General features: G+C 66.7%; 18 protein-coding genes and 1 tRNA gene. 9 read left to right on the top strand and 10 right to left on the bottom strand.

Annotated features, from left to right (window positions below):
* Positions 1-62 precede the first annotated feature (62 nt).
* Positions 63-638 (top strand): TerD family protein, encoded by a 576-nt coding sequence (locus OHA40_RS20515; protein WP_330228515.1) that lies wholly within the window; start codon positions 63-65, stop codon positions 636-638.
* Positions 639-770: 132 nt separating this feature from the next.
* On the opposite strand, the gene OHA40_RS20510 is transcribed toward OHA40_RS20515, so the two are convergent.
* Complete coding sequence (locus tag OHA40_RS20510; RefSeq protein WP_330228514.1) at positions 771-977, bottom strand: DUF397 domain-containing protein; 207 nt, start codon at positions 975-977, stop codon at positions 771-773.
* Positions 974-1861: a helix-turn-helix domain-containing protein gene (locus OHA40_RS20505; RefSeq protein WP_330228513.1), complete on the bottom strand. Its 888-nt coding sequence runs from the start codon at positions 1859-1861 to the stop codon at positions 974-976. The genes OHA40_RS20510 and OHA40_RS20505 overlap by 4 nt, the downstream gene beginning before the upstream one ends.
* A gap of 245 nt (positions 1862-2106) precedes the next feature.
* Here OHA40_RS20505 and OHA40_RS20500 point away from each other — a divergent pair, with 245 nt between their 5' ends.
* The 3 genes from OHA40_RS20500 to OHA40_RS20490 all read left to right on the top strand — a co-directional run bounded on the left by OHA40_RS20500 (position 2107) and on the right by OHA40_RS20490 (position 4054).
* Entirely contained in the window at positions 2107-2568 is a 462-nt protein-coding gene (locus tag OHA40_RS20500) for a DNA-directed RNA polymerase subunit beta (RefSeq protein WP_330228512.1), read from the top strand.
* Positions 2569-2694: 126 nt separating this feature from the next.
* The gene (locus tag OHA40_RS20495; RefSeq protein WP_330228511.1) at positions 2695-3555 is read left to right on the top strand and encodes an SDR family oxidoreductase; all 861 of its coding nucleotides are present in this window, start codon (positions 2695-2697) and stop codon (positions 3553-3555) included.
* 70 nt (positions 3556-3625) lie between these two features.
* The gene (locus OHA40_RS20490) at positions 3626-4054 is read left to right on the top strand and encodes a hypothetical protein (RefSeq protein WP_330228510.1); all 429 of its coding nucleotides are present in this window, start codon (positions 3626-3628) and stop codon (positions 4052-4054) included.
* Here OHA40_RS20490 and OHA40_RS20485 read toward each other — a convergent pair.
* From OHA40_RS20485 to OHA40_RS20475, 3 genes are read right to left on the bottom strand one after another with little or no spacing between them, the layout of a single operon-like run.
* Positions 4021-5157 carry an FAD-binding oxidoreductase gene (locus OHA40_RS20485; RefSeq protein ID WP_330228509.1) on the bottom strand — a complete coding sequence of 379 codons (1137 nt, stop codon included), beginning with the start codon at positions 5155-5157 and terminating at the stop codon, positions 4021-4023. The genes OHA40_RS20490 and OHA40_RS20485 overlap by 34 nt on opposite strands.
* A gap of 11 nt (positions 5158-5168) precedes the next feature.
* A complete protein-coding gene (locus OHA40_RS20480; RefSeq protein WP_330228508.1) occupies positions 5169-6656 on the bottom strand; it encodes a phytoene desaturase family protein in 1488 nt (495 codons plus the stop codon).
* Entirely contained in the window at positions 6653-7069 is a 417-nt protein-coding gene (locus OHA40_RS20475) for a nuclear transport factor 2 family protein (protein WP_330228507.1), read from the bottom strand. The genes OHA40_RS20480 and OHA40_RS20475 overlap by 4 nt, the downstream gene beginning before the upstream one ends.
* Before the next feature lie 124 nt (positions 7070-7193).
* Between OHA40_RS20475 and OHA40_RS20470 the strand changes: the two genes are divergently transcribed.
* A complete protein-coding gene (locus tag OHA40_RS20470) occupies positions 7194-7757 on the top strand; it encodes a PadR family transcriptional regulator (RefSeq protein WP_330228506.1) in 564 nt (187 codons plus the stop codon).
* Positions 7758-7947: 190 nt separating this feature from the next.
* A complete protein-coding gene (locus tag OHA40_RS20465) occupies positions 7948-9582 on the top strand; it encodes an FAD-dependent monooxygenase (protein WP_330228505.1) in 1635 nt (544 codons plus the stop codon).
* Here OHA40_RS20465 and OHA40_RS20460 read toward each other — a convergent pair.
* From OHA40_RS20460 to OHA40_RS20440, 5 genes are all read right to left on the bottom strand, one after another.
* Positions 9551-10321: a MazG family protein gene (locus OHA40_RS20460; protein WP_442943772.1), complete on the bottom strand. Its 771-nt coding sequence runs from the start codon at positions 10319-10321 to the stop codon at positions 9551-9553. The genes OHA40_RS20465 and OHA40_RS20460 overlap by 32 nt on opposite strands.
* Positions 10318-13929, bottom strand: coding sequence for a transcription-repair coupling factor (gene mfd, locus OHA40_RS20455; RefSeq protein ID WP_330228504.1), 3612 nt, complete (start codon positions 13927-13929; stop codon positions 10318-10320). The genes OHA40_RS20460 and mfd overlap by 4 nt, the downstream gene beginning before the upstream one ends.
* A gap of 93 nt (positions 13930-14022) precedes the next feature.
* Entirely contained in the window at positions 14023-14316 is a 294-nt protein-coding gene (locus OHA40_RS20450; protein ID WP_330228503.1) for a DUF1330 domain-containing protein, read from the bottom strand.
* A 490-nt stretch (positions 14317-14806) separates the two neighbouring features.
* Positions 14807-15454 (bottom strand): TetR/AcrR family transcriptional regulator, encoded by a 648-nt coding sequence (locus OHA40_RS20445; protein WP_330228502.1) that lies wholly within the window; start codon positions 15452-15454, stop codon positions 14807-14809.
* Between the two features lie 182 nt (positions 15455-15636).
* Positions 15637-16251, bottom strand: coding sequence for a TetR/AcrR family transcriptional regulator (locus OHA40_RS20440; protein WP_330234293.1), 615 nt, complete (start codon positions 16249-16251; stop codon positions 15637-15639).
* A 761-nt stretch (positions 16252-17012) separates the two neighbouring features.
* Between OHA40_RS20440 and OHA40_RS20435 the strand changes: the two genes are divergently transcribed.
* From OHA40_RS20435 to OHA40_RS20425, 3 genes are all read left to right on the top strand, one after another.
* A tRNA-Gln gene (locus tag OHA40_RS20435) sits at positions 17013-17083 on the top strand.
* Positions 17084-17173: 90 nt separating this feature from the next.
* Entirely contained in the window at positions 17174-18664 is a 1491-nt protein-coding gene (gene glmU, locus OHA40_RS20430) for a bifunctional UDP-N-acetylglucosamine diphosphorylase/glucosamine-1-phosphate N-acetyltransferase GlmU (protein ID WP_330228501.1), read from the top strand.
* Complete coding sequence (locus tag OHA40_RS20425) at positions 18661-19641, top strand: ribose-phosphate diphosphokinase (RefSeq protein WP_330228500.1); 981 nt, start codon at positions 18661-18663, stop codon at positions 19639-19641. The genes glmU and OHA40_RS20425 overlap by 4 nt, the downstream gene beginning before the upstream one ends.
* Positions 19642-19798 lie beyond the last annotated feature (157 nt).

The raw sequence follows: 19798 nt of genomic DNA, 5'->3' as shown, positions 1-19798 counted from the left end.
CCCAAGGTTTCCGGGCAGCAAGGAAGAAAGGCGGCACCGGCCGTGCCGCGCGGAAGGGGATCATGAGCATCACTTTGGCCAAAGGCGGCAACGTTTCGCTGTCCAAGCAGGCCGCGAATCTCACGAAGGTTTCGGTGGGTCTCGGCTGGGACGTACGTACCACCACCGGCGCCGACTACGACCTCGATGCCAGCGCGCTCGCGTGCGGGCCGAATCTGAAAGTGCTATCCGACCAGCACTTCATCTTCTACAACAACCTGCGTTCGCCCGAGGGGTCCATCGAGCACACCGGCGACAACTTGACCGGCGCCGGTGAGGGCGACGACGAGGTCATCAACGTCGACCTCACCGCCACCCCGCCGACCATCACGAATATCTTCTTCCCGGTCTCCATCCACGACGCCGACGCCCGCGGCCAGTCGTTCGGCCAGATCCGCAACGCCTTCATCCGCGTCGTCGACGCCGGTACCGGCGTGGAATTGGCGCGCTACGACCTCAGCGAAGACACCTCCACCGAAACGGCCATGATCTTCGGCGAGCTGTACCGGCACAACAACGAATGGAAATTCCGGGCTATCGGGCAGGGGTATGCGTCGGGTCTCGCGGGTATCGCGCGCGATTACGGGGTCAACATCTGATCGCTGACGAATTCTCTGACGCCGCGTGGGTCTTCCGCTCGATGCAGGACAGCGAGTTCGGACCCGCGCGGCGCGTTCCGGTGAGTACCGGCCGGGTCGAGCCCCGGCCAGTACCACTCGCACATGGGGTGATCAGGGCCGATCGAACTCGCCCTCGGCAACCCCCGTAGCAAAGGCATCCCACTCGGTGGGGGTGAACACCAGTGCCGGTCCAGTGGGGTTCTTCGAGTCACGGACACCGACCATGCCGCCATCGAGGAATGCGATCTCGACGCATTCGGAACCACCGGCACTACGGGTACTCTTGAACCACTTAGCCGTAGATAGGTCTACGTTCATGCCGCAAACTCCCTCGCTATCTGCCGCAGCAGGTTCCTGCTCTGCACTGCGTCCAACGCTGCGTGCTCAATAGCGGCGGCAGCCTTCCGATACATCCGCTCATCCTGCACTCGTTCAAGGTACATGTCACCGGTGTAGCCCTCGATGAAGACGACCGACGGCGCAATCTTCCCTCCTTTCGCGTCATAGCCGAAATCCAGGATCACGTATGGCCCGACGTACAGACCGAGCGGAAACCCAACTCCGAACGGAAGTATCCGCGCATCCACGTTGTCACGAGTACTCATGTCGGCGATGTGCCGACACTGCGCTGCCATGATCTTTCGCCCTCCCACCAGCGTTCTCAGGACAGATTCGTGCAGCACCACTTTCAGGGTTGTCGGACGTGAGCGTCGCGCAATGAGAGCCTGTCGCTTGATTCGCAGCTGCACCCGCCGGTCCAACTCCTCGGCCGTATCGTCGGGGAAGTAGATGCGATCGAGAGCTCGGGCGTAGTCAGGGGTCTGGAGCAATCCCGGAACCAGATTCGGTCGAAACATGGTGAGCGAGGTAGCGGAAGATTCCAGACCGACATACATGTTGAAACTCTTGCGGATCACATCGTCGAACGTGTGCCACCAGCACTTCGCATCCGACTGCCGAGATAGCTCAACCATAGCGGTTGTCATGTCATCATCGAATCCGAGAACCCGGCACAACTCCCGGATGTCCAGTTCGCGGAGAAGGCCACCGCCCTCGGCTTTTTCGATGCGAGCGAGCTTGCTCTTGCTCCACTGCATCATGGCCGCGACCTGCTCCAGAGTCAGGCCCAGTTCATTGCGGCCGTTGCGGAGATGCCAGCCCAGCTGACGCCTGGGCAGGGTTGAGCCACCTTCATCTGTCATATCGAGCCCCCAGTTGTCGTCCGTTCATGGGAAACGAGCGGAACCAGAGTGGCACGCCGTCAGCGTCTTTGGAGCACTTACACGAGATTCCCATGATGGCGCGCCCATCCAACCATTCCGGTGGTGTGCTGAGTAGGCGGACAGAGTTCAGCGACCCTCGCGCACTTCGCCGAACAACGTAAGGGCAAGGGCGACAGGGCGAACCGGTGTTCGCACTTCAGACCAACAACCCGAGGAAGGCTCGTATGGACGATTCCGCGTTCGCGGACACGCCGACTTCTCGGTGCGCCTACTACCGACGCACCTGCGGCATTCCGGCTGCAATCCATCCGGAGAACGGCCACATCGTCGTCCGGTCCGGAATGATCGGCGGCATCACCATGCCCGCTAGGCTCGGGCAGCAAGTGCGAGACAACCTGCTCCACAATCGTTTTGCGCTCGGGCCGGTCATCGCCCACGTCCGATCCGGACGCTGGACCTACCTGATCCGCCCCGACCTGCCCGACGACATCCGTCTGTTCGCCGAACTCTTCCGCCTCGACGTGTCCGTCGTCCCGATAGGCGGCGACATCGCCTTGCCCTCACCTGCCGACGCCCACGCCGTGTACCGGCAGTGGGTCGTCGCGCCGCGCGACTCCTTCCGGCCGTCCGGGCTGTTGATCGTCGAGACGATACGCGCCTGCGTCGCGAGAAAGGCATGGCCGTGAAAGACCCGGATCTAGATTTCGGATTTGATGGGTGCGCAGTCGAGTCGGAGGCTGCCGGTCGTGTGGAGCGGGTGTTGCGGCAGGTCGTTTGACCTCAACTTATGTTGAGGTTCTAGCTTTGCGTCCATGATCAACACGCAAACGTCGGCGAAGACGATTCTGGTGACCGGCTCGACTGGCAACATCGGCAGAGCACTGCTGACACAACTGGCTGAGCATGGTGAGGTCCGCGTGCGAGCGGCGACCCGCAACGCAGCCTCCGTTGGGCTGCCCGAAGGGGTCGAGCCGTTCCAGGCCGATCTGCGGCATGCGGACTCGCTGCGGCCCGCGGTCGAGGGCGCGACCGCGTTGTTCCTGGTGTCACGCATCGGGGACGATGCAGGCATCCTGTCGTCGGCCCGGCGTGCGGGCGTCGAGCATGTCGTGCTGGTGTCGTCCATCACTGTGCAAACGCATCCCCATCTGGGACCAGCGCAGGAGAACGCCGCGGTGGAACAACTGCTCGAGACCAGCGGCATGGACTGGACCATCTTGCGCCCCACCCAGTTCGCGTCCAACGCCTTGTGGTGGACGGACTCGATCCGTGAACGCGGTGGTGTGGAGGTCCCCTTCGCCGACGTCGGTCTGCCCACCGTTCATCCCGGTGATATCGCGCGCGTGGCCCGTACGGCGTTGACCGAACCCGGGCATCGAGGACGCGAATACGCCCTGACCGGACCGGAGCTGACAACTCCTCGCCAGCAGGTCGAAACCATCGCTTCGGTCCTCGGACATCCACTCTCGGTCACCGAGATCAGCCGTGGGCAAGCGCGCGAACGGATGATTCCGGGTATGGGAGCGCAAACAGCCGACGCGCTTCTCGATGTCATGGGCGGTGACACCAACGACGAGCTGCTGGCGGTCCGTGACACAGTCGCTCGGGTAACCCGCTCCCCGGCTCAGACGTTCCGCGACTGGGTTTCCCAGAACATTTCCGCGTTCCGATAGGTCGGATAATGTCCCTGCTGCCGCTGGTCGTCCGATCCCATTCCTTGTGCTGTGCACGCATGTGTTCATCATGGTCGCAGCCGTCGGCGACGGCGTGGACTGGTCGCCCGGCCACGGCGACAGGAAACCTTCGATGAGCGGGTCGGGCGGCGGCGAGATCATCGCGAAAATACTCCAGGCAGCCAAGCGCATCGCCGACGGGGTTGTTGGTAGAGCAGCCCCGCGAATCAGCGAGACACACCACGAATTCCCGCACGCGATATGGGACGGCCTTGCGCAGGTCAAGCATAAAGACGAGCAGCTGGCACCCGAGTTCGACAGGATCGGTCCGGCTGCGCGCATGGACCGCAATACCGCCGCCGAACATCCGGAATCCGGTCGGGTCTCGAAAGAACCTGTCGCCGACTCCTACGGAGCCGACAGCGGATCACACAACGCGGAAGTAGGGACCCGGACCGTGCACGGTCACAGTTCGAGCTCCGCGTCGGTGATCGGGTAGGCGACGCAGGAGTGGGTGTAGCCGAACTGAGCGTCGGACAGGCGGAGTTTGGCTTCCTCGGCAGTGTGCACCTGCCCCTTGACCACCCGCAGACGGCACAGGCTGCACTCGCCGGAGCGGCACGCCGCTTCGGGGCGAATGCCGTTGTCCTCCAGCGCATCCAGAAGCGGACGGTTGCGTGGGGTGCGGAAGGAGGAGCCGCCGACGGTGACGGTGACCTCCTCGGCCGGGTCCACCCCGGCGGGCCAATGTGATTGGGCGGTGGGGTCGTTGGGTGCGCCGTTGGCTTCGAAGCGGATGCGCTTGCGGGGATGACCGAGCGCGGTCAATTGGTCGAGCGCGTAGGGGTAGAGAGCCTGCGGCCCGCAGACGTAGACCATCCGGTCGTCGAGCGCGCCGACGAGGTTCTCGATCGTGTCCGCGGTGAGGAAACCGGTGGCTCCGGTCCAGTCGGCGTCGGGCTCGGCGATGACGTGGTCAACGCGGATGGTGGGGCGTGCGGCGGCGAGAGCGTCGAGTTCGTCCCGGAAGATGACGTCGGAGGCGTTGCGGGAACCGTAGATCAGGTGGAAGGTGCGGTCCAGGCCGAGGTCGGCGAGTTCGCGCAGCATGCTCATGGCCGGGGCGACACCGGACCCGCCCGCCAGGAAGACCACGTCGTTGCCGTGGAAGAGCGGATTGTGGTGGAAGGTGCCCATCGGTCCGGTGGTGGTCAGCACCTGCCCGATCTGGACGGTATCGAGGAGCAGGTTGCCGATGCGGCCGCCGGGGACGCGGCGCACGGTGAGGTCGTAGTAGTCGCGGCGGGTGGGGCTGGAGGAGATGGCGTACGGGCGGCTGGTGCCGTCGACGAAGACGTTGACGTACTGCCCGGCCAGGAACGGCGGCAGTTCGGCCTCGTCGAGGCTGCTCATCCGGAAGGTCTTGGTGGTGGCCGTCTCGTCGATGATCGCGGTGACGACCAGTTGCAGCCGCTTGGGGTGATAGGTGTCGACGGTGGCGCGGGTTTCGGCGAGGTAGTCGCGGGTGTCGGGAACGCGGGAATCGATCTCGGCGATGATCTCCGCCGCGCCGTCGAATTGTTCTGCCAGAGGGTGTTTCATGGTTGCTCCGTTCAGGCGGCCTTGGTGCGCAGCAGGCGTCGGGCGACGCGGGCGCCCGCTTCGAGAGTGGGCTGGAAGCCGCCGATGCCCGCCCAGGAACCGGCCAGATGCAGTCCGGGGACATGGGTTCGGCGTTCGCTGTTGCGGAACAGCCAGCCTTCGGTGGCGTCCTGGTCGTAGCCGTAGATGGCGCCGCCGGGGTGGCCGAGATAACGCATCATCGTCAACGGCGTGGCGACATCGATTTCCTCGATGGCGTCGCGGATGCCGGGGGTGATCGTTTCGCACAGGTCGAGCAAGGTTTCGGCGTAGGCGAACTTCGTGCGCGCGTACTCCGACGGAGCGACATTGCGCCAGATGTCGGCGTACTGCAACGTCATCAGGCTGACATGGGTGGCGCCTGCGGGCGCGAACCCGATGGGGACCACATCGTAGGAGCTGACGCAGATGCCGCGCGCCGGTTCGAAGGACCTCCACGCGTTGTAGGTGCGATCGTCGTCGGTGTCCATGTTGACGAATGTGGTGCTGGTGGTGAACCCGAGCTCGGCGGGTGTGGCGTCCAGACCCATGTGCAGGACGAAGCCGGAGACGCCGATTCGCCTGGTGGACAGGTCGTCTCGTACCGCCGCGGGTATATCGATGCCCTCGAGCATGCCGTAGGTGGTCGGCAGCGACGCGTTGGACACGACATCGGCTGCGGTGACCTCGGTGCCGTCCTCGAGCCGCACGCCGAGCGCCCGCCCGCCCGCGGTGAGGATGGCGTCGACGGCGGTGTTGAACCGCACCTCGCCACCGGCGGAGAGGAACGCGTCGAGGATGGCGGTGGACATGGCCTGCGAGCCGCCGCGCACATGCCAGGGCTTGAACTCGAAGTAGGCGAACAGCGTCAACGCCAGATCCTGGAACCGCAGCTTCGACGGCGGCTGACCGAGATAGGTCCAGTACATGCCGAGGGCGACCTTGATCCGGTCGTCGTCGAAGTACTCGTCGAGAACATCCTTCATCGGACGCAGCCCATACTTGAACAGCACCGGGTCGATCTGCTCGACCGGCATGTTCCGCATGGCGGCGATCTGCCAGAACGCCACCTGCTTCAGCAGGTCGAAGAACTTCGCCGCCCGGTTGCGATTGCCGGGGAACTCGGACTCGATGGCCTCGATCGCGGCGTCCCAGTCCGCAGGCAGGGTCAGATCCAGCTGGCCGGGAATCACCGCGCGGTAGATGTCGTGCTCCTGCACGAACTCCAGCTTGTCTGCGATACCCAGCTGCTGGAACAGGCCTTCCCGCAAGGAGATCGGCTGCCCCTCCACTCCCACGCCGGAAAGCTGGTGCAGGGCGACTTCGAATTCGAAACGTCCACGGCGAAAGGAGGTGCCACAGCCGCCCGGAAGGTTGTGCCGCTCCAGCAGCAGGGTGCGCGCGCCCGCTCGTTGCACAGTGGCGGCGGCGGTCAGCCCGGCATTGCCCGCGCCGATGACGATGACGTCGTAGTCGCTCACGCGTCCGCCCTTTCGCGCAGCACCTGCTCGGTGGCCTCGGCCTTGACGCGCTCGAACTGCTCGCCCATCCGCGCGGCAAGCGCCTGCGCCGCCGTCAGCGGCCGCACCATGACCATGAAGTCGTCGATCTTGCCGTTCTCGTCGAAGTGCAGGAAGTCGCAGCCGGTCAGCTGTTTGCCGTCCAAAGTCGCCTCGAACACGAACGCGTGATCGCGACCGTCGGCGTCGGCGATCTCCCGCACATAGCGGAAGTCCTCGACGACCCGGAGCACTGCGCGCAGGATGGCCGCGGTGAGCGCCTTGCCCGGATACGGCTTGAACGCCACCGGACTGGTGAACACCACGTCGTCGGCCAGCAGCGCCTCGACGGCGGCCTCGTCGCGGGCTTCGACGGCTGCACGGAAGGGATGCATGCCTCCCACCTTTCATACACAATTAATTGAATAGGTGAATCGAACGGTAGTACCAGCAACAGCTCGTGTCCAGAGCGAATAGGACAAAAACTTGAATAATCGCGCCAGGTGGTAGCCTGACGGGATGGCGCTACGTAACGCGGTGTTGGCCGCCCTGTTGGAGGGCGAGGCGTCCGGCTATGACCTGGCCAAAGGCTTCGATGCCTCGGTGGCCAACTTCTGGATGGCCACGCCGCAGCAGCTCTACAAGGAACTGGAACGCATGGCGACCGATGGCCTCATCGAGACCCGGGTCGTGCAACAGGAGCGCCGCCCCAACAAGCGCCTGCACTCCCTGACCCCGGCCGGACGGGCGGCACTGCACGAGTTCATCGCCGAGCCCCCCAAAGCCACCGCCATCCGCGACGAGATGATGGTCAAGGTCCAGGGCATGGACGTCGAGGACGCCCCGGCAGTGCGCGCCACGGTGGCGGAGCGCCTCGAGTGGTCGAAGGCGAAACTGGCGCGATACGAACGCCTGCGCTCTCGGCTGCTGAACGGGCGCAGCGAACAGGCGTACCTGGCCGAGGCCGAACGAGTCGGCCCGTACCTCACCCTGCTGCGCGGAATCTCCTTCGAACAGGAGAACATCCGCTGGGCGGAGTTCGCGCTGTCGGTGATCGACCGGCGGATCGCTGCGCACGCGTAGCGGTCTCGCAGCCCCGAACACCGATCCGAAAAGGGTGAAGGACTCTTCAGTTCCGCGCGGCTGTATCGGAGGCCTATAGGGAACTGTTTCCCACTCACAATCTATAGCGCACCGGTGGTCTTGCGGCAAGACCAAGGGTGTGCTGCATACTCGCTGGCCTAGGCCGAACCTGCGGACATGGGAGTAGCGAATGGGTGTTGTTCACGATCGGGACGAGCGGGGACGCGACGAAACACTCCGAGGGGAGCGGCCGGTGGTGGATACCGACGTGATCATCGTGGGCGCAGGGCCGACCGGACTGATGCTGGCCGGTGAACTGCGCCTGGCCGGAGTGCGGCCGCTGGTACTGGAGCGGCAGCCGCAGCCCCGAGACACCCCCAAGGCCAGCGGTCTCGGCGGGCGGATCCTGCACTTGCTGCGCTACCGGGGCATGCTGGACCGATTCGAGGCAGCCAGCAGCAACCCCAACGTGGCTCCTCGATTTCCCTTCGGCAATATGTATTTGGACTTCACCCACCTGGCAGACCCCCCGATGCGGGCGTTGCCGCTCCCACAACTGGAAATCGAGCGACTGCTCGACGAACGAGCCCGCGAACTCGGCGCCGACATCCGTCGCGCACACGAGGTGGTCGGGGTGAGCCAGGACGATGCCACGGTGACCGCGGACGTGCGCGGGCCGGACGGACCGTACCAGGTGACCGCCCGATACCTGGTGGGCTGCGACGGCGGGCACAGCCGGATCCGCGACATGGCCGGAATCGCGTTCCCCGGCACCACATATCCAGAGGTCAACAGGCTTGCCCAGGTCACCGTGCATGATTCGGTGACCGTGCTGGACAACGGCGACATCGACGTCCCCGGGCTGGGCACGATCCATGCGGGTTTCACGCGAACAGACCGCGGTGTGTTCGCGTTCGCGGTCAGCTCCGGGGTTCTGTCCCTCCAAACCACCGAAGACGAGTCCACCGAGTACTACGACGACGAGCCGCTGACCCTGACCGAACTCGGAGACAGTGCTCGCCGCGTGCTCGGGGCGGATCTCCCGTTGGGAGAACCGACTCGGCTGACCCGCTACACCTTCAAGGATCGGCAGGCCGAACGATACCGCGCCGGGCGGATCCTGCTGGCCGGCGATGCGGCCCACCTGTTCCCCGCCACAGGCACCGCGCTCAATGTCGGCATGCTCGACACGGTCAACCTCGCTTGGAAGCTGGGCGCCGACATCCACGGCTGGGCGCCGGCCGGCCTGCTGGACACCTATCACGACGAACGCCACTTCGCCGGTGCGCGGGCGCGGCTACAGACCCGGGCCCAGGTGGCACTGCGGCGCGGACAAGACCCGGCCGCCGAAGCGCTTCGGCAAGTCTTCCAGGAACTGGTCGCCGACGAGCCGGCATTGCGCCGGATGGGGGCTTTGGTCGGCCACACCGACATTCGCTATCCGATGCCGGGCTCCGGCCAGCACGCCTTGGCCGGCACCTTCGCACCCGAACTCACCTTGCACACCGACCAGGGCATCACCAGCGCCGCGGAACTCATGCGGACCGCACGGCCCGTCCTGCTCGACCTCGCCGACCGTCAAGACCTCCGCGAGATCGCCCGAGACTGGCAGCATCGGATAGACATCCGCACCGCCAAAACCGATAACCGACCAGCCGACGCCATGCTGATCCGCCCGGACGCCCACATCGCCTGGGCCGCAACTATCGACGAACCCACCGACACCGCCGCGATCGGGCTGCGAGAAGCGCTCTCCGGCTGGTTCGGCGCACCCGTGGAAACGACGGTGCCGATTACGGCCAGAACTCACGCCAGTCATCGGTAGGGAGAGCGAGCCGAACTCCCCGGGCCCGCTCTGCCGCGTCCTCGGCCGCGCGGATGGCGACGGCGAAATCCAGCGTCGCTTTGCGGAGGCGTTCCTCAGCGCTTTCGGCCCCGCCGAGGTGGACTATCCGCAGGGGTTCGGGGATGAGGTCAGGTGGGAGGCCCGCCTTGGTCGCGCGGGAGATGATCTTCTCGGCCAGGGCCAGGGCGGGTTGGGCCATGGCGATGCCGTCCAGGCAGGAGCGGCGGGACTTCTCGGCGGATTTGCGCTCCTCCCAAGCGCGTTCCTGGGCGGCGATCTTTTCCTCCACCGAGGCATCGGGATCGGTCGCGGAGTCAGCGAGGTGCGGGCTGCGGTTGACCAGTTTGGCGACCAAGGCGGCGGCGACATCGTCGACGGTGAATTCGCCTGCGGCCTGGGCGATCCGGGAATGGAAGAGCACTTGGAGCAGGAGATCGCCGAGTTCTTCCTTGATCGTCTCGGCGTCGTCGTTCTGGATGGCGTCGAGCAGTTCGTAGGTCTCCTCGAGCAGGTACGGGCGCAGGGAGTCGTGTGTCTGGGTGACCTCCCAGCCACCGAAATGCCAGAGCCGGTCCATGACCTCGACGGCTCCGGCCAGACCCGCCGCGACCACTGCCGTGTCGGTCCGCGCAGTCGGCTCGCCGCCCGGCGCGGGACGATCCACACCGTTGGACGGCGCCCCGCGCAGGACGGATTCCTCGCGATCCGACGAGCTCATCGGGGGGCCAACTCGGCAGCCACGGTGAGGTCGACTGCTCCCTGTGCCTTTCCGTCCAGTGCCAGCAGCAGGTCGGCGACGAACTGGAGTAGCACGACATCGCGAACCCGCTCGGCGCCGACGCTATCCTGCACGCGCGGCAGCGGCAGCTGCACCACGCCCGACGCGGCGCGGTATCCGGCGCTCGGGAAGAGCCGCTTGAGCCGCAGCTGCTTGGAATCCGGCAGATGCAGCGGCGAGATCTTCAAAGTCGTTCCGGTGACCGCGATCTCGGCGACCTCGTATTCGCGGGCGAGCAACCGCAGCTTGGCCACCGAGACCAGGCGGCCGACCTCGACCGGCAATGGGCCGTAGCGGTCCACGAGCTCCTCCACCACCAGCGCCAGGGCCGGATCGTCCTGGGCGGCGGCCAGTTTGCGGTACGCCTCCAGGCGAAGCCGATCGCTGGCGACGTAGTCGGGCGGGATGTGCGCGTCGACGGGCAAATCGATGCGCACCTCCTTGACTTCCTGGCTGGTGATCGGCTTCCCATCGGCCGCGGCGCGGTAGGCCTCGACCGCCTCGCCCACCAGACGGACATACAGATCGAAGCCGACGCCCGCGACATGGCCGGACTGTTCGGCGCCGAGCACGTTGCCCGCGCCGCGGATCTCCAGGTCCTTCATCGCGACCGCCATGCCCGCGCCCAGATCGGAGTTCTGCGAGATGGTGGCCAAGCGGTCGTAGGCGGTCTCGGTGAGCGGCTTCTCCGGCGGGTACAGGAAGTAGGCATACCCGCGTTCCCGGCTGCGTCCGACCCGGCCGCGCAGCTGGTGCAGCTGCGAAAGTCCCAGCGCGTCGGCGCGTTCCACGAGCAGCGTGTTGGCGTTGGAGATGTCCAGGCCGGTCTCGATGATCGTGGTGCACACCAGCACGTCGTACTCGCGCTGCCAGAAGCCCTGCACGGTGGACTCCAGCGCGTCCTCGTTCATCTGGCCGTGCGCGACGACCACGCGCGCCTCCGGCACCAGGTCGCGAATCCGCTTGGCCGCCTTGTCGATCGATGACACCCGGTTGTGCACGTAGAACACCTGGCCGTCGCGCAGCAGCTCGCGGCGAATGGCCGCGGTGACCTGCTTGTCGTTGTAGCCGCCGACGTAGGTGAGCACCGGGTGACGCTCCTCCGGCGGGGTGAGGATGGTCGACATCTCGCGAATACCGGCCAGGCTCATCTCCAGCGTGCGCGGGATCGGCGTGGCCGACATGGTGAGCACGTCGACGTGCGTGCGCAGCGCCTTGATGTGTTCCTTGTGCTCGACGCCGAACCGCTGCTCCTCGTCGACCACGACGAGGCCGAGGTCCTTCCAGCGGACACCGGTCTGCAACAGCCGGTGCGTGCCGACCACTATGTCGACGCTCCCCTCGGCCATTCCTTCCAGCACGGCGCGGGCGTCGGCGGGATCGGTGAAGCGGGACAGGCCCTTCACGGTGATCGGGAAGCCCGCGACGCGCTCGGTGAAGGTCTGTAAGTGCTGCTGCGCGAGCAGCGTGGTCGGCACCAGCACGACGACCTGCTTGCCGTCCTGCACGGCCTTGAACGCCGCGCGCACGGCGATCTCGGTCTTGCCGTAGCCGACGTCACCGCAGACCACGCGGTCCATCGGGACCGGCTTCTCCATGTCCGCCTTCACCTCGGCGATGGCGGTCATCTGATCGACGGTCTCGGTGAACGCGAACGCGTCCTCCATCTCCTGCTGCCACGGCGTGTCCGTCCCGAACGCGTGGCCGGGAGCGGCCTGCCGGGCGGCGTACAGCTGCACGAGTTCGCCCGCGATCTCGCGAACGGCCTTGCGCGCCTTGCGTTTCGTGTTGGCCCAGTCCGAGCCGCCGAGCCTGGACAGGCTCGGCATCTCGCCGCCGACGTAGCGGGAGAGCTGGTCGAGCGATTCCATCGGCACGAACAACCGGTCGCCGGGCTGGCCGCGCTTGCTCGGCGCGTACTCGATCACCAGATACTCGCGGCGGGCCCCGCCGACGGTGCGCTCGATCATCTCCACGAACTTGCCGATGCCGTGCTGGTCGTGCACCACCATGTCGCCCGCGTTCAGGGCGAGCGGGTCGACCTGGTTGCGGCGCTTGGCGGGCATCCGCTTGCCCTCGGTCGGCGCGGTGACCCGGTTGCCGGTGAGGTCGGACTCCGCGACCACTACCAATCCGGCGTTCTCGAATACCAGGCCGTCGTGCAGCGAACCGCACAGCACGCCGACCACGCCTTCGTTCGGCTCGGCTCCCGTCTCCAGCGCGGCGGCGGGGACGTCGGCATCGGCCAGCCGTTCCAGAATGCGCTGCGCGGTGCCGTGTCCTGCGACGACCACGACCGCCCTGCCGCCGGTGGCCACGTGCGCGCGCATCGAGGCGAACAGCGTCGCCACCAGTTCGTCGGACCCGCGTGCGGCCGGGCCGGGCAGTACCGGCAGCACGACCTCGGACGAGTCGCCGGACGCGAGCGGGCTCAGCGACCACCAGGGCAGGCCCTGCCGGTCGGCGCTGGCATGGATCTCGGGCAGCGGGCGGTAAGCCGAGGCGGCCAGGTCGAGGCCGTGCCCGCCGAGCGGGGCCGCGCCACCGAACGAGGCCGCCGTCCAGGATGCCTCCAAGAATTCCTCGCCGGTACGCACCAGGTCGGCCGCACGGGTGCGAATCTTCTCCGGATCGCACAGCAGCACGTGCGTGCCCTCCGGCAGCACCTCGGTGAGCAGGCGCAGCTCCCCGGGTTGCAGCACCGGCAACAGCGCCTCCATACCATCCACCGGGACGCCGTTGGCCAGTTTCTCCAGCATCTCGGCCAGCGCCGCATCGGCCGCGTTGGCGACGGCCACCTCGGCGGCGCGCTCGCGCACGGCGGCGGTGAGCAGCAGTTCGCGGCACGGCGGCGCGACGACCACGTCCGCCGTGACATCCGGCAGCGAGCGCTGGTCGGCGACGGCGAACGGCCGCAGCTCGGTGATCTCGTCGCCCCAGAACTCCACGCGTACCGGGTGGTCCGCGGTCGGCGGAAAGACGTCCAGGATGCCGCCACGCACCGCGAACTCGCCGCGCTTGCCCACCATGTCGACCCGCGTGTAGGCGAATTCGACCAGCCGGGTGAGCAATTCGTCGAAGTCCAGCTCGATGCCGACGCGCAGCACGATCGGCTCGATATCGCCGAGCCCGCCCGCCATCGGCTGCATCAACGATCGCACCGTGGTCACCACCACCCGCAGCGGCGCGGGGGAATGCGGATCGTCGGGGTGCGCGATCCGGCGCAGCACCTCCAGCCTGCGCCCCACCGTGTCCGCGCCGGGCGAGAGCCGTTCGTGCGGCAGCGTCTCCCAGGACGGGAACTGCGCGACCGCCGGACCGAGCATCTCCTCCAGCTCGACGGTCAGATCGTCGGCCTCGCGCCCCGTCGCGGTGACCACCACCAGCGGTTCGCCGGCCGCGATGGTCGCGGCGACGAACGGCCGCACCGCCGACGGCGCCACCAACTCGACCGCGGACTTGCCGATCAGCCCGGCGACCGTCTGCAGTGCGGCATCGACGCCGGCGGCCGCGACGAGTCCCGCGAGTGGTGGACGATGGGTGGGCATGAAGGACTCCTGAACACAAGCGGGGCGGATCCGGCGGCCAACCGAGTCTAGTTGGGGACGCCGACACGACGAACCGGCCCCATCACGGCAGACCTACCCTCGGACGCCGTCCGCGAAGATCATTCGCACCTCGACGCCGGACTTGCGCACCGCACGCGCCGCCGAATACTCCGGGGAGTCGTACCACTCCCGGATCCGCTCCAGATCCGGGAACTCCAAGACGACGGCCCGCCGGTCCGCGGGCCATGCGCCCTCGACTGCCTCCGGCACGGTCGCGACGAGGTAGCGCCCGCCGAACCGCCGGATCGACGGCTCCGCCAGCCGCCAGTACTCCAGACCGACTTCTTCATCCAGGACATCGGCCTCGACGATGACGTAAGCGGGCATGCGCGACTCCCATAGGACGAGCGGATCGGAACCGACCGAGCCTAGCGCTGCCCTGCCGAAGATATATTGCGCCACAATTCTCAGCGGCTGTCATCCAGCGGCGAGCCCCCGCAGGCGGCACCCCGGTAGGGCGGTTGTCGCCGCACGCGACCACGCTGGCCGAACTCCTGCTTTCGAGCGAAGCGAGACCGAGCATTCCCCGTTCGCGGCCCGGCTCGCGTCCGAGCAGCCGCCGCGACCACGACGAATCGCCAGCGGCGGCCACTAGCCCACACAGGTGTCGGCGAACATAGGTGCTGTGGTTTCCGCATTGCGTGACCACCAGGCCCCACTCCCGCTTTCGAGCGAAGCGAGACCGAGCATTCCCCGTTCGCGGCCCGGCTCGCGTCCGAGCGGCCGCCGCGTCCGCGACGAAGTCGCCAGCGGCGGTCGCTCGGACGCGAGCCACAAGGGGGCCGCGAACACGCCGCGACGGAGTCGCGGCCAAATATTACGGCACGTAGCGGCGCAACCGTCTGGCCGCGAATTCCCTGAAGTACGAGAGCTTTTCGGGCGGCACAAGGGCGGGGAGCAGGAAGTACCAGGCACGCTCCATCCGGACCGCCATCTGGTCGATCGATTCGGTGCCTACGGCGATGATGTGCACGCCTGCGGCCATCTCCTGCAGCAGCAGTCCGATGACATCGGCGTCCAGGTCGGGGACCAGGTCGCCCTGGGCGATGGCCCGCTCGGCGAGCAGCCGGTAGGTGTCGCCCCAGGTCTTGGCGATGTTGTCGCCCTGCGCGCCGCGGTAGTCGCCGATCTGGTGGGTCAGCTTGAGCATGGCGCCGACCATCGGGTCGTTCATCGATAGATCGGCGACGACGTAGGTGATGCCGACGCACGCTTCCAGTGCAGGCACCCGGGGATCGAAGAAGCCCTGACACGAGCTGATGAGTCGCTCGTTGCCCTGGTCGACCACGGCGCGGGCCAGCTCTTCCTTCGAGCCGAAGTGAAAGTACAAGGCGCCCTTGGTCACGTTGGACTGCGCGATGATCTCGCTCAGGCTCGCATTCGCATATCCCAAGCGCAGAAAGACATCGGCAGCGCCTGCCAGGACGGAATCGCGGGTGATCTCCGCGCGCGCTTGCCTAGCCATCAGATCCGCCTGTCATCCCAAAAACCAGCCATCCTGAAGTAGACCGACATCCCGAAGTTGACCGACTTACCGCCCGAACAGCACCCAGAGGATGGGTGAACCGTACCACCAGGAGCGCGCCCAGCAGCCAATTCGCGCATTCGGCCAGACCTACCGCGCAATTCGCTGGTTAACAATCCGGGTCACTCGCCGGCCTCCGCATGCCATTCCGAGCTCAGCTGCGGATCGGCCTCCAGATGACTCAGCCCGTTCCAGCACAGGTTCACCAGATGCGCCGCGACCACCTCTTTCGACGGATGGCGCTCGTCCAGCCACCAGGTCGCGGCGGTGGCGACCTGCCCGACGAGCGCCTGCGCATACAGGGTGGACAGGCTGGTGTCGAACCCGCGACGGTCGAAATCGCCCGCCAGAATGTGCGCCACCTGATTGGTCGCCTCGTTGAGCAAACTGGAGTACCTGCCTTCGGCGGCGGCGGCGGGCTGATCGCGCACCAGAATTCGAAACCCATCGGTTCGTTCTTCGATGTAGGTCAGCAGCGCCAGCGCGACCCGTTCCAGCCGGATCCGGGATCGGTTCTGGGTGAGCGAGGACGTGATCATGTCCAGCAGCATCGACATCTCACGATCCACGACGACCGCGTACAGCCCCTCTTTGCCGCCGAAGTGTTCGTACACCACGGGTTTGGAGACCTGGGCGCGTTGCGCGATCTCCTCGATCGAGGTCGCGTCGTACCCGCGTTCGGCGAACAGCGCGCGCCCGATCTCGATCAACTGCTGGCGCCGCTGAGTGCCGGTCATGCGCGGCCGGACCACCCGGTGCGACTCACCAGAAGACACTGCAGTTCCGCCTCTCCGGGTTTCCGGCCGTACAGGTTGGGTGGCGCAGGATCTACGTTCAGGTCCTGCGTCGGGTGCCACCGGGTTCTGGGCGTACCCGGTGAGTTACCCATGTTCGTACGAAATCGGCCGCCACGTCGGGAAACCTCCGACGCACGACACCGATGTCCGGATACAACTGTTCCAGACCGCTCGACAACGCCCCCGGTCGCCCCGCGATCACCGCTGGACACATCATTCGACCTACCCCGACCACGGGCAACTCGCCGCGTACGGCCAGATCGTCAAACCTCCGACACCAGCCCCAGCGCCCCGAGGACACCCGCCCCTCTCAACGCGACAACTGATCTCGCACGAAAATGGGCAACTCACCGGGATACCCCCAGATCGTCAGACCTACGACACCGGCCCAAGCACCCCGACGACACCCGCCCCCTCAACGCGACAACCTGATCTCGCACGAACACGCGACAGCCGATCTCGCACGAACAGGCGACAACTGATCTCGCACGAACATGGGTAACTCACCGGGTACGCCCAGAACCCGAGCGGCACCCAACGCAGGACCTGAACGCGACCCTCGCGTCACCCGACTTGTACGGCCTGAAGACTCGGAGAGGCGGGGGAGCCTACAAATTCGCGGGGAGACGGGAGAGTATGCGAGGATTCATCCCGTGCCGTGGCACAGCGGCGGGGGTTTACTCGAACCGCCGGTGTGGCAATCCGCCGTGGTGTAATGGCAGCACATCTGATTTTGGTTCAGAGAGTTCAGGTTCGAGTCCTGGCGGCGGAGCTCGACAGCACGATGACTATCGTTGGCCCGCACATCGCTGACCAAGCACGACGACAGCCCAGCACGAGGACAGGCAGCCGAGGGAGATCCATGCCACAGCAGACCGCCGTCGTCGTTCTCGCAGCCGGTGCCGGGACGCGGATGCGGTCGAAGACCCCTAAGGTACTGCATTCGCTGGCCGGTCGGAGCATGCTCGCGCACGCGCTGCATGCGGCGAACGAGATCGACCCCGCATATCTCATCACCGTGGTGGGCCACGACCGGGAACAAGTCGGCGCGGCGGTGACCGCAGTGGCCGACGATCTGGGCCGAGAGGTCACCCCGGCCGTGCAGGAGCAGCAGCTCGGCACCGGACACGCGGTGCAGTGCGCGCTGGCCGCCCTGCCGGTCGGCTTCACCGGCGACGTGCTGGTCACCTCCGCCGACGTGCCGCTGCTGGACGGGCACACGCTCGCCGCGCTGCTCGACGAGCACCGCAGCTACGCCGAGCGTCCCGCGGTCACCGTGCTGACCTTCGTACCCGCGGACCCGAACGGCTACGGCCGGATCTTGCGCGACGCGGACGGCCAGCTGGCCGAGATCGTCGAGCACGCCGACGCCACCCCGGAGCAGACCGCGATCACCGAGGTCAATTCCGGCGTGTACGCCTTCGACGCCGCAGTGCTGCGCACCATGATCAGCAGGCTGTCCACCGCCAACGCCCAGCACGAGCTGTATCTGACCGACGTGCTGCGCCTGGCTCGCGAAGCCGGTCACCCGGTCCACGGCGCCCGTCTGGTCGACGCGGCGAAGGTCACCGGTGTCAACGACCGAGTGCAGCTGGCCGCGGCGGCGCGCACACTCAATCGGTACATCCTGGAGCGCCACATGCGCGCGGGTGTCACGATCATGGACCCCGCCTCCACCTGGGTGGACGCCGGCGTGCGGATCGGCAGGGACGCGGTGCTGCGCCCCGGCGTGCAGCTGCTCGGCAACACGGTCATCGGCGAGGATGCCGAGGTCGGCCCGGACAGCACGCTCACCGACGTCGTGGTCGGCGACGCCGCCCGGGTGATCCGCACCCACGGCGAGGGCGCGACCATCGGGCCGAACGCCTCGATCGGCCCGTTCAGCTACTTGCGCCCGGGCACCGTGGTCGGCGACACGGGCAAGCTGGGCGCCTTCGTGGAGACCAAGAACGCCTCGATCGGCGCGCACTCCAAGGTTCCGCATCTGACCTACGTCGGCGACGCCACCATCGGCGAGCACAGCAACATCGGTGCGTCGAGCGTCTTCGTCAACTACGACGGGGTGAGCAAGCACCACACCGTGGTCGGCTCGCACGTGCGAACCGGCAGCGACACGATGTTCGTCGCGCCGGTGACGGTGGGTGACGGGGCCTACACGGCGGCGGGTACTGTACTGCGCAGAAACGTTCCGCCCGGGGCTCTCGCGGTGTCCGGTGGACCGCAGAAGAACATTGAGGGCTGGGTGCAGCGACACCGTCCAGGGACGGGCGCGGCGCGCGCGGCGGCGGAAGCCATCGCGGCCAAAGAGATGTCGGGTCAGGCAACAGAGCATAAGGATGGCAAAGAGCAGTGACCGCGTCATGGATCGACAACCAGAAGAACCTGATGCTCTTCGCGGGACGCGCACATCCTGAGCTGGCCGAGCAGGTCGCCAAGGAACTCGACGTCCACGTCACGCCGCAGATCGCGCGCGACTTCGCCAATGGCGAGATCTTCGTCCGGTTCGAGGAGTCGGTGCGCGGTTCCGACGCCTTCGTCCTGCAGAGCTTCCCCGCGCCGCTGAACCAGTGGCTGATGGAGCAGCTCATCATGATCGACGCGCTCAAGCGCGGCTCGGCCAAGCGGATCACCGCCGTGCTGCCGTTCTACCCGTACGCCCGCCAGGACAAGAAGCACCGCGGCCGCGAGCCGATCTCGGCCCGGCTGGTCGCCGATCTGCTGAAGACCGCGGGCGCGGACCGGATCATCACCGTCGACCTGCACACCGACCAGATCCAGGGCTTCTTCGACGGCCCGGTCGACCACATGCACGCTCAGCTGCAGCTGGCGGAGTACATCCGCAACAACTACAGCCTCGAGCACATCACCGTGGTCTCCCCCGACTCCGGCCGCGTGCGCGTCGCCGAGAAGTGGGCCGACTCGCTGGGCGGCTCGCCGCTGGCGTTCATCCACAAGACCCGCGACCCGCTGGTGCCCAACCAGGTGAAGTCCAATCGCGTGGTCGGCGAGGTCGAGGGCCGCACCTGCATCCTGATCGACGACATGATCGACACCGGTGGCACCATCGCGGGCGCGGTCAAGGTGCTCCAGGCGGCGGGCGCCGGTGACGTGGTGATCGCGGCGACCCACGGCGTGCTGAGCCCGCCCGCCGCTGAGCGCCTGACCAGCTGCGGCGCCAAAGAGGTCGTGGTGACGAATACGCTGCCGATCAGCGAGGAGAAGAAATTCCCCCAGTTGACGGTGCTGTCCATCGCACCGCTGCTGGCCCGCACCATCCGCGAGGTCTTCGAGAACGGCTCGGTAACCGGCCTCTTCAACGGCAACGCTTGACCGCCTCTCCGCGTATTCAGGCCGTACCAGTCGGGTGACGTGGGGTTTGCGTTCAGGTCCTGCGTCGGGTGCGGCTCGGGTTTTGGGCGTACCCGGTGAGTTACCCGTGTGCTCACCTGCTGCTCTGGGTCTTCGGGCCGTACCAGTCGGGTGCCCG

Source organism: Nocardia sp. NBC_00508, from assembly GCF_036346875.1.
Classification (GTDB): Bacteria; Actinomycetota; Actinomycetes; order Mycobacteriales; family Mycobacteriaceae; genus Nocardia.
This window is presented reverse-complemented; position numbering and strand designations above follow the sequence as displayed.

Excerpts from the sequence above, each read along its gene's own strand:
- OHA40_RS20505 (WP_330228513.1), bottom strand. The coding sequence starts at position 1,861 with ATGACAGATGAAGGTGGCTCAACCCTGCCCAGGCGTCAGCTGGGCTGG.
- mfd (WP_330228504.1), bottom strand. The coding sequence starts at position 13,929 with ATGCCCACCCATCGTCCACCACTCGCGGGACTCGTCGCGGCCGCCGGC.
- OHA40_RS20485 (WP_330228509.1), bottom strand. The coding sequence starts at position 5,157 with ATGAAACACCCTCTGGCAGAACAATTCGACGGCGCGGCGGAGATCATC.
- OHA40_RS20445 (WP_330228502.1), bottom strand. The coding sequence starts at position 15,454 with ATGGCTAGGCAAGCGCGCGCGGAGATCACCCGCGATTCCGTCCTGGCA.
- OHA40_RS20500 (WP_330228512.1), top strand. The coding sequence starts at position 2,107 with ATGGACGATTCCGCGTTCGCGGACACGCCGACTTCTCGGTGCGCCTAC.
- OHA40_RS20460 (WP_442943772.1), bottom strand. The coding sequence starts at position 10,321 with ATGAGCTCGTCGGATCGCGAGGAATCCGTCCTGCGCGGGGCGCCGTCC.
- glmU (WP_330228501.1), top strand. The coding sequence starts at position 17,174 with ATGCCACAGCAGACCGCCGTCGTCGTTCTCGCAGCCGGTGCCGGGACG.
- OHA40_RS20510 (WP_330228514.1), bottom strand. The coding sequence starts at position 977 with ATGAACGTAGACCTATCTACGGCTAAGTGGTTCAAGAGTACCCGTAGT.
- OHA40_RS20495 (WP_330228511.1), top strand. The coding sequence starts at position 2,695 with ATGATCAACACGCAAACGTCGGCGAAGACGATTCTGGTGACCGGCTCG.
- OHA40_RS20475 (WP_330228507.1), bottom strand. The coding sequence starts at position 7,069 with ATGCATCCCTTCCGTGCAGCCGTCGAAGCCCGCGACGAGGCCGCCGTC.
- OHA40_RS20450 (WP_330228503.1), bottom strand. The coding sequence starts at position 14,316 with ATGCCCGCTTACGTCATCGTCGAGGCCGATGTCCTGGATGAAGAAGTC.
- OHA40_RS20465 (WP_330228505.1), top strand. The coding sequence starts at position 7,948 with ATGGGTGTTGTTCACGATCGGGACGAGCGGGGACGCGACGAAACACTC.
- OHA40_RS20515 (WP_330228515.1), top strand. The coding sequence starts at position 63 with ATGAGCATCACTTTGGCCAAAGGCGGCAACGTTTCGCTGTCCAAGCAG.
- OHA40_RS20490 (WP_330228510.1), top strand. The coding sequence starts at position 3,626 with ATGGTCGCAGCCGTCGGCGACGGCGTGGACTGGTCGCCCGGCCACGGC.
- OHA40_RS20440 (WP_330234293.1), bottom strand. The coding sequence starts at position 16,251 with ATGACCGGCACTCAGCGGCGCCAGCAGTTGATCGAGATCGGGCGCGCG.
- OHA40_RS20470 (WP_330228506.1), top strand. The coding sequence starts at position 7,194 with ATGGCGCTACGTAACGCGGTGTTGGCCGCCCTGTTGGAGGGCGAGGCG.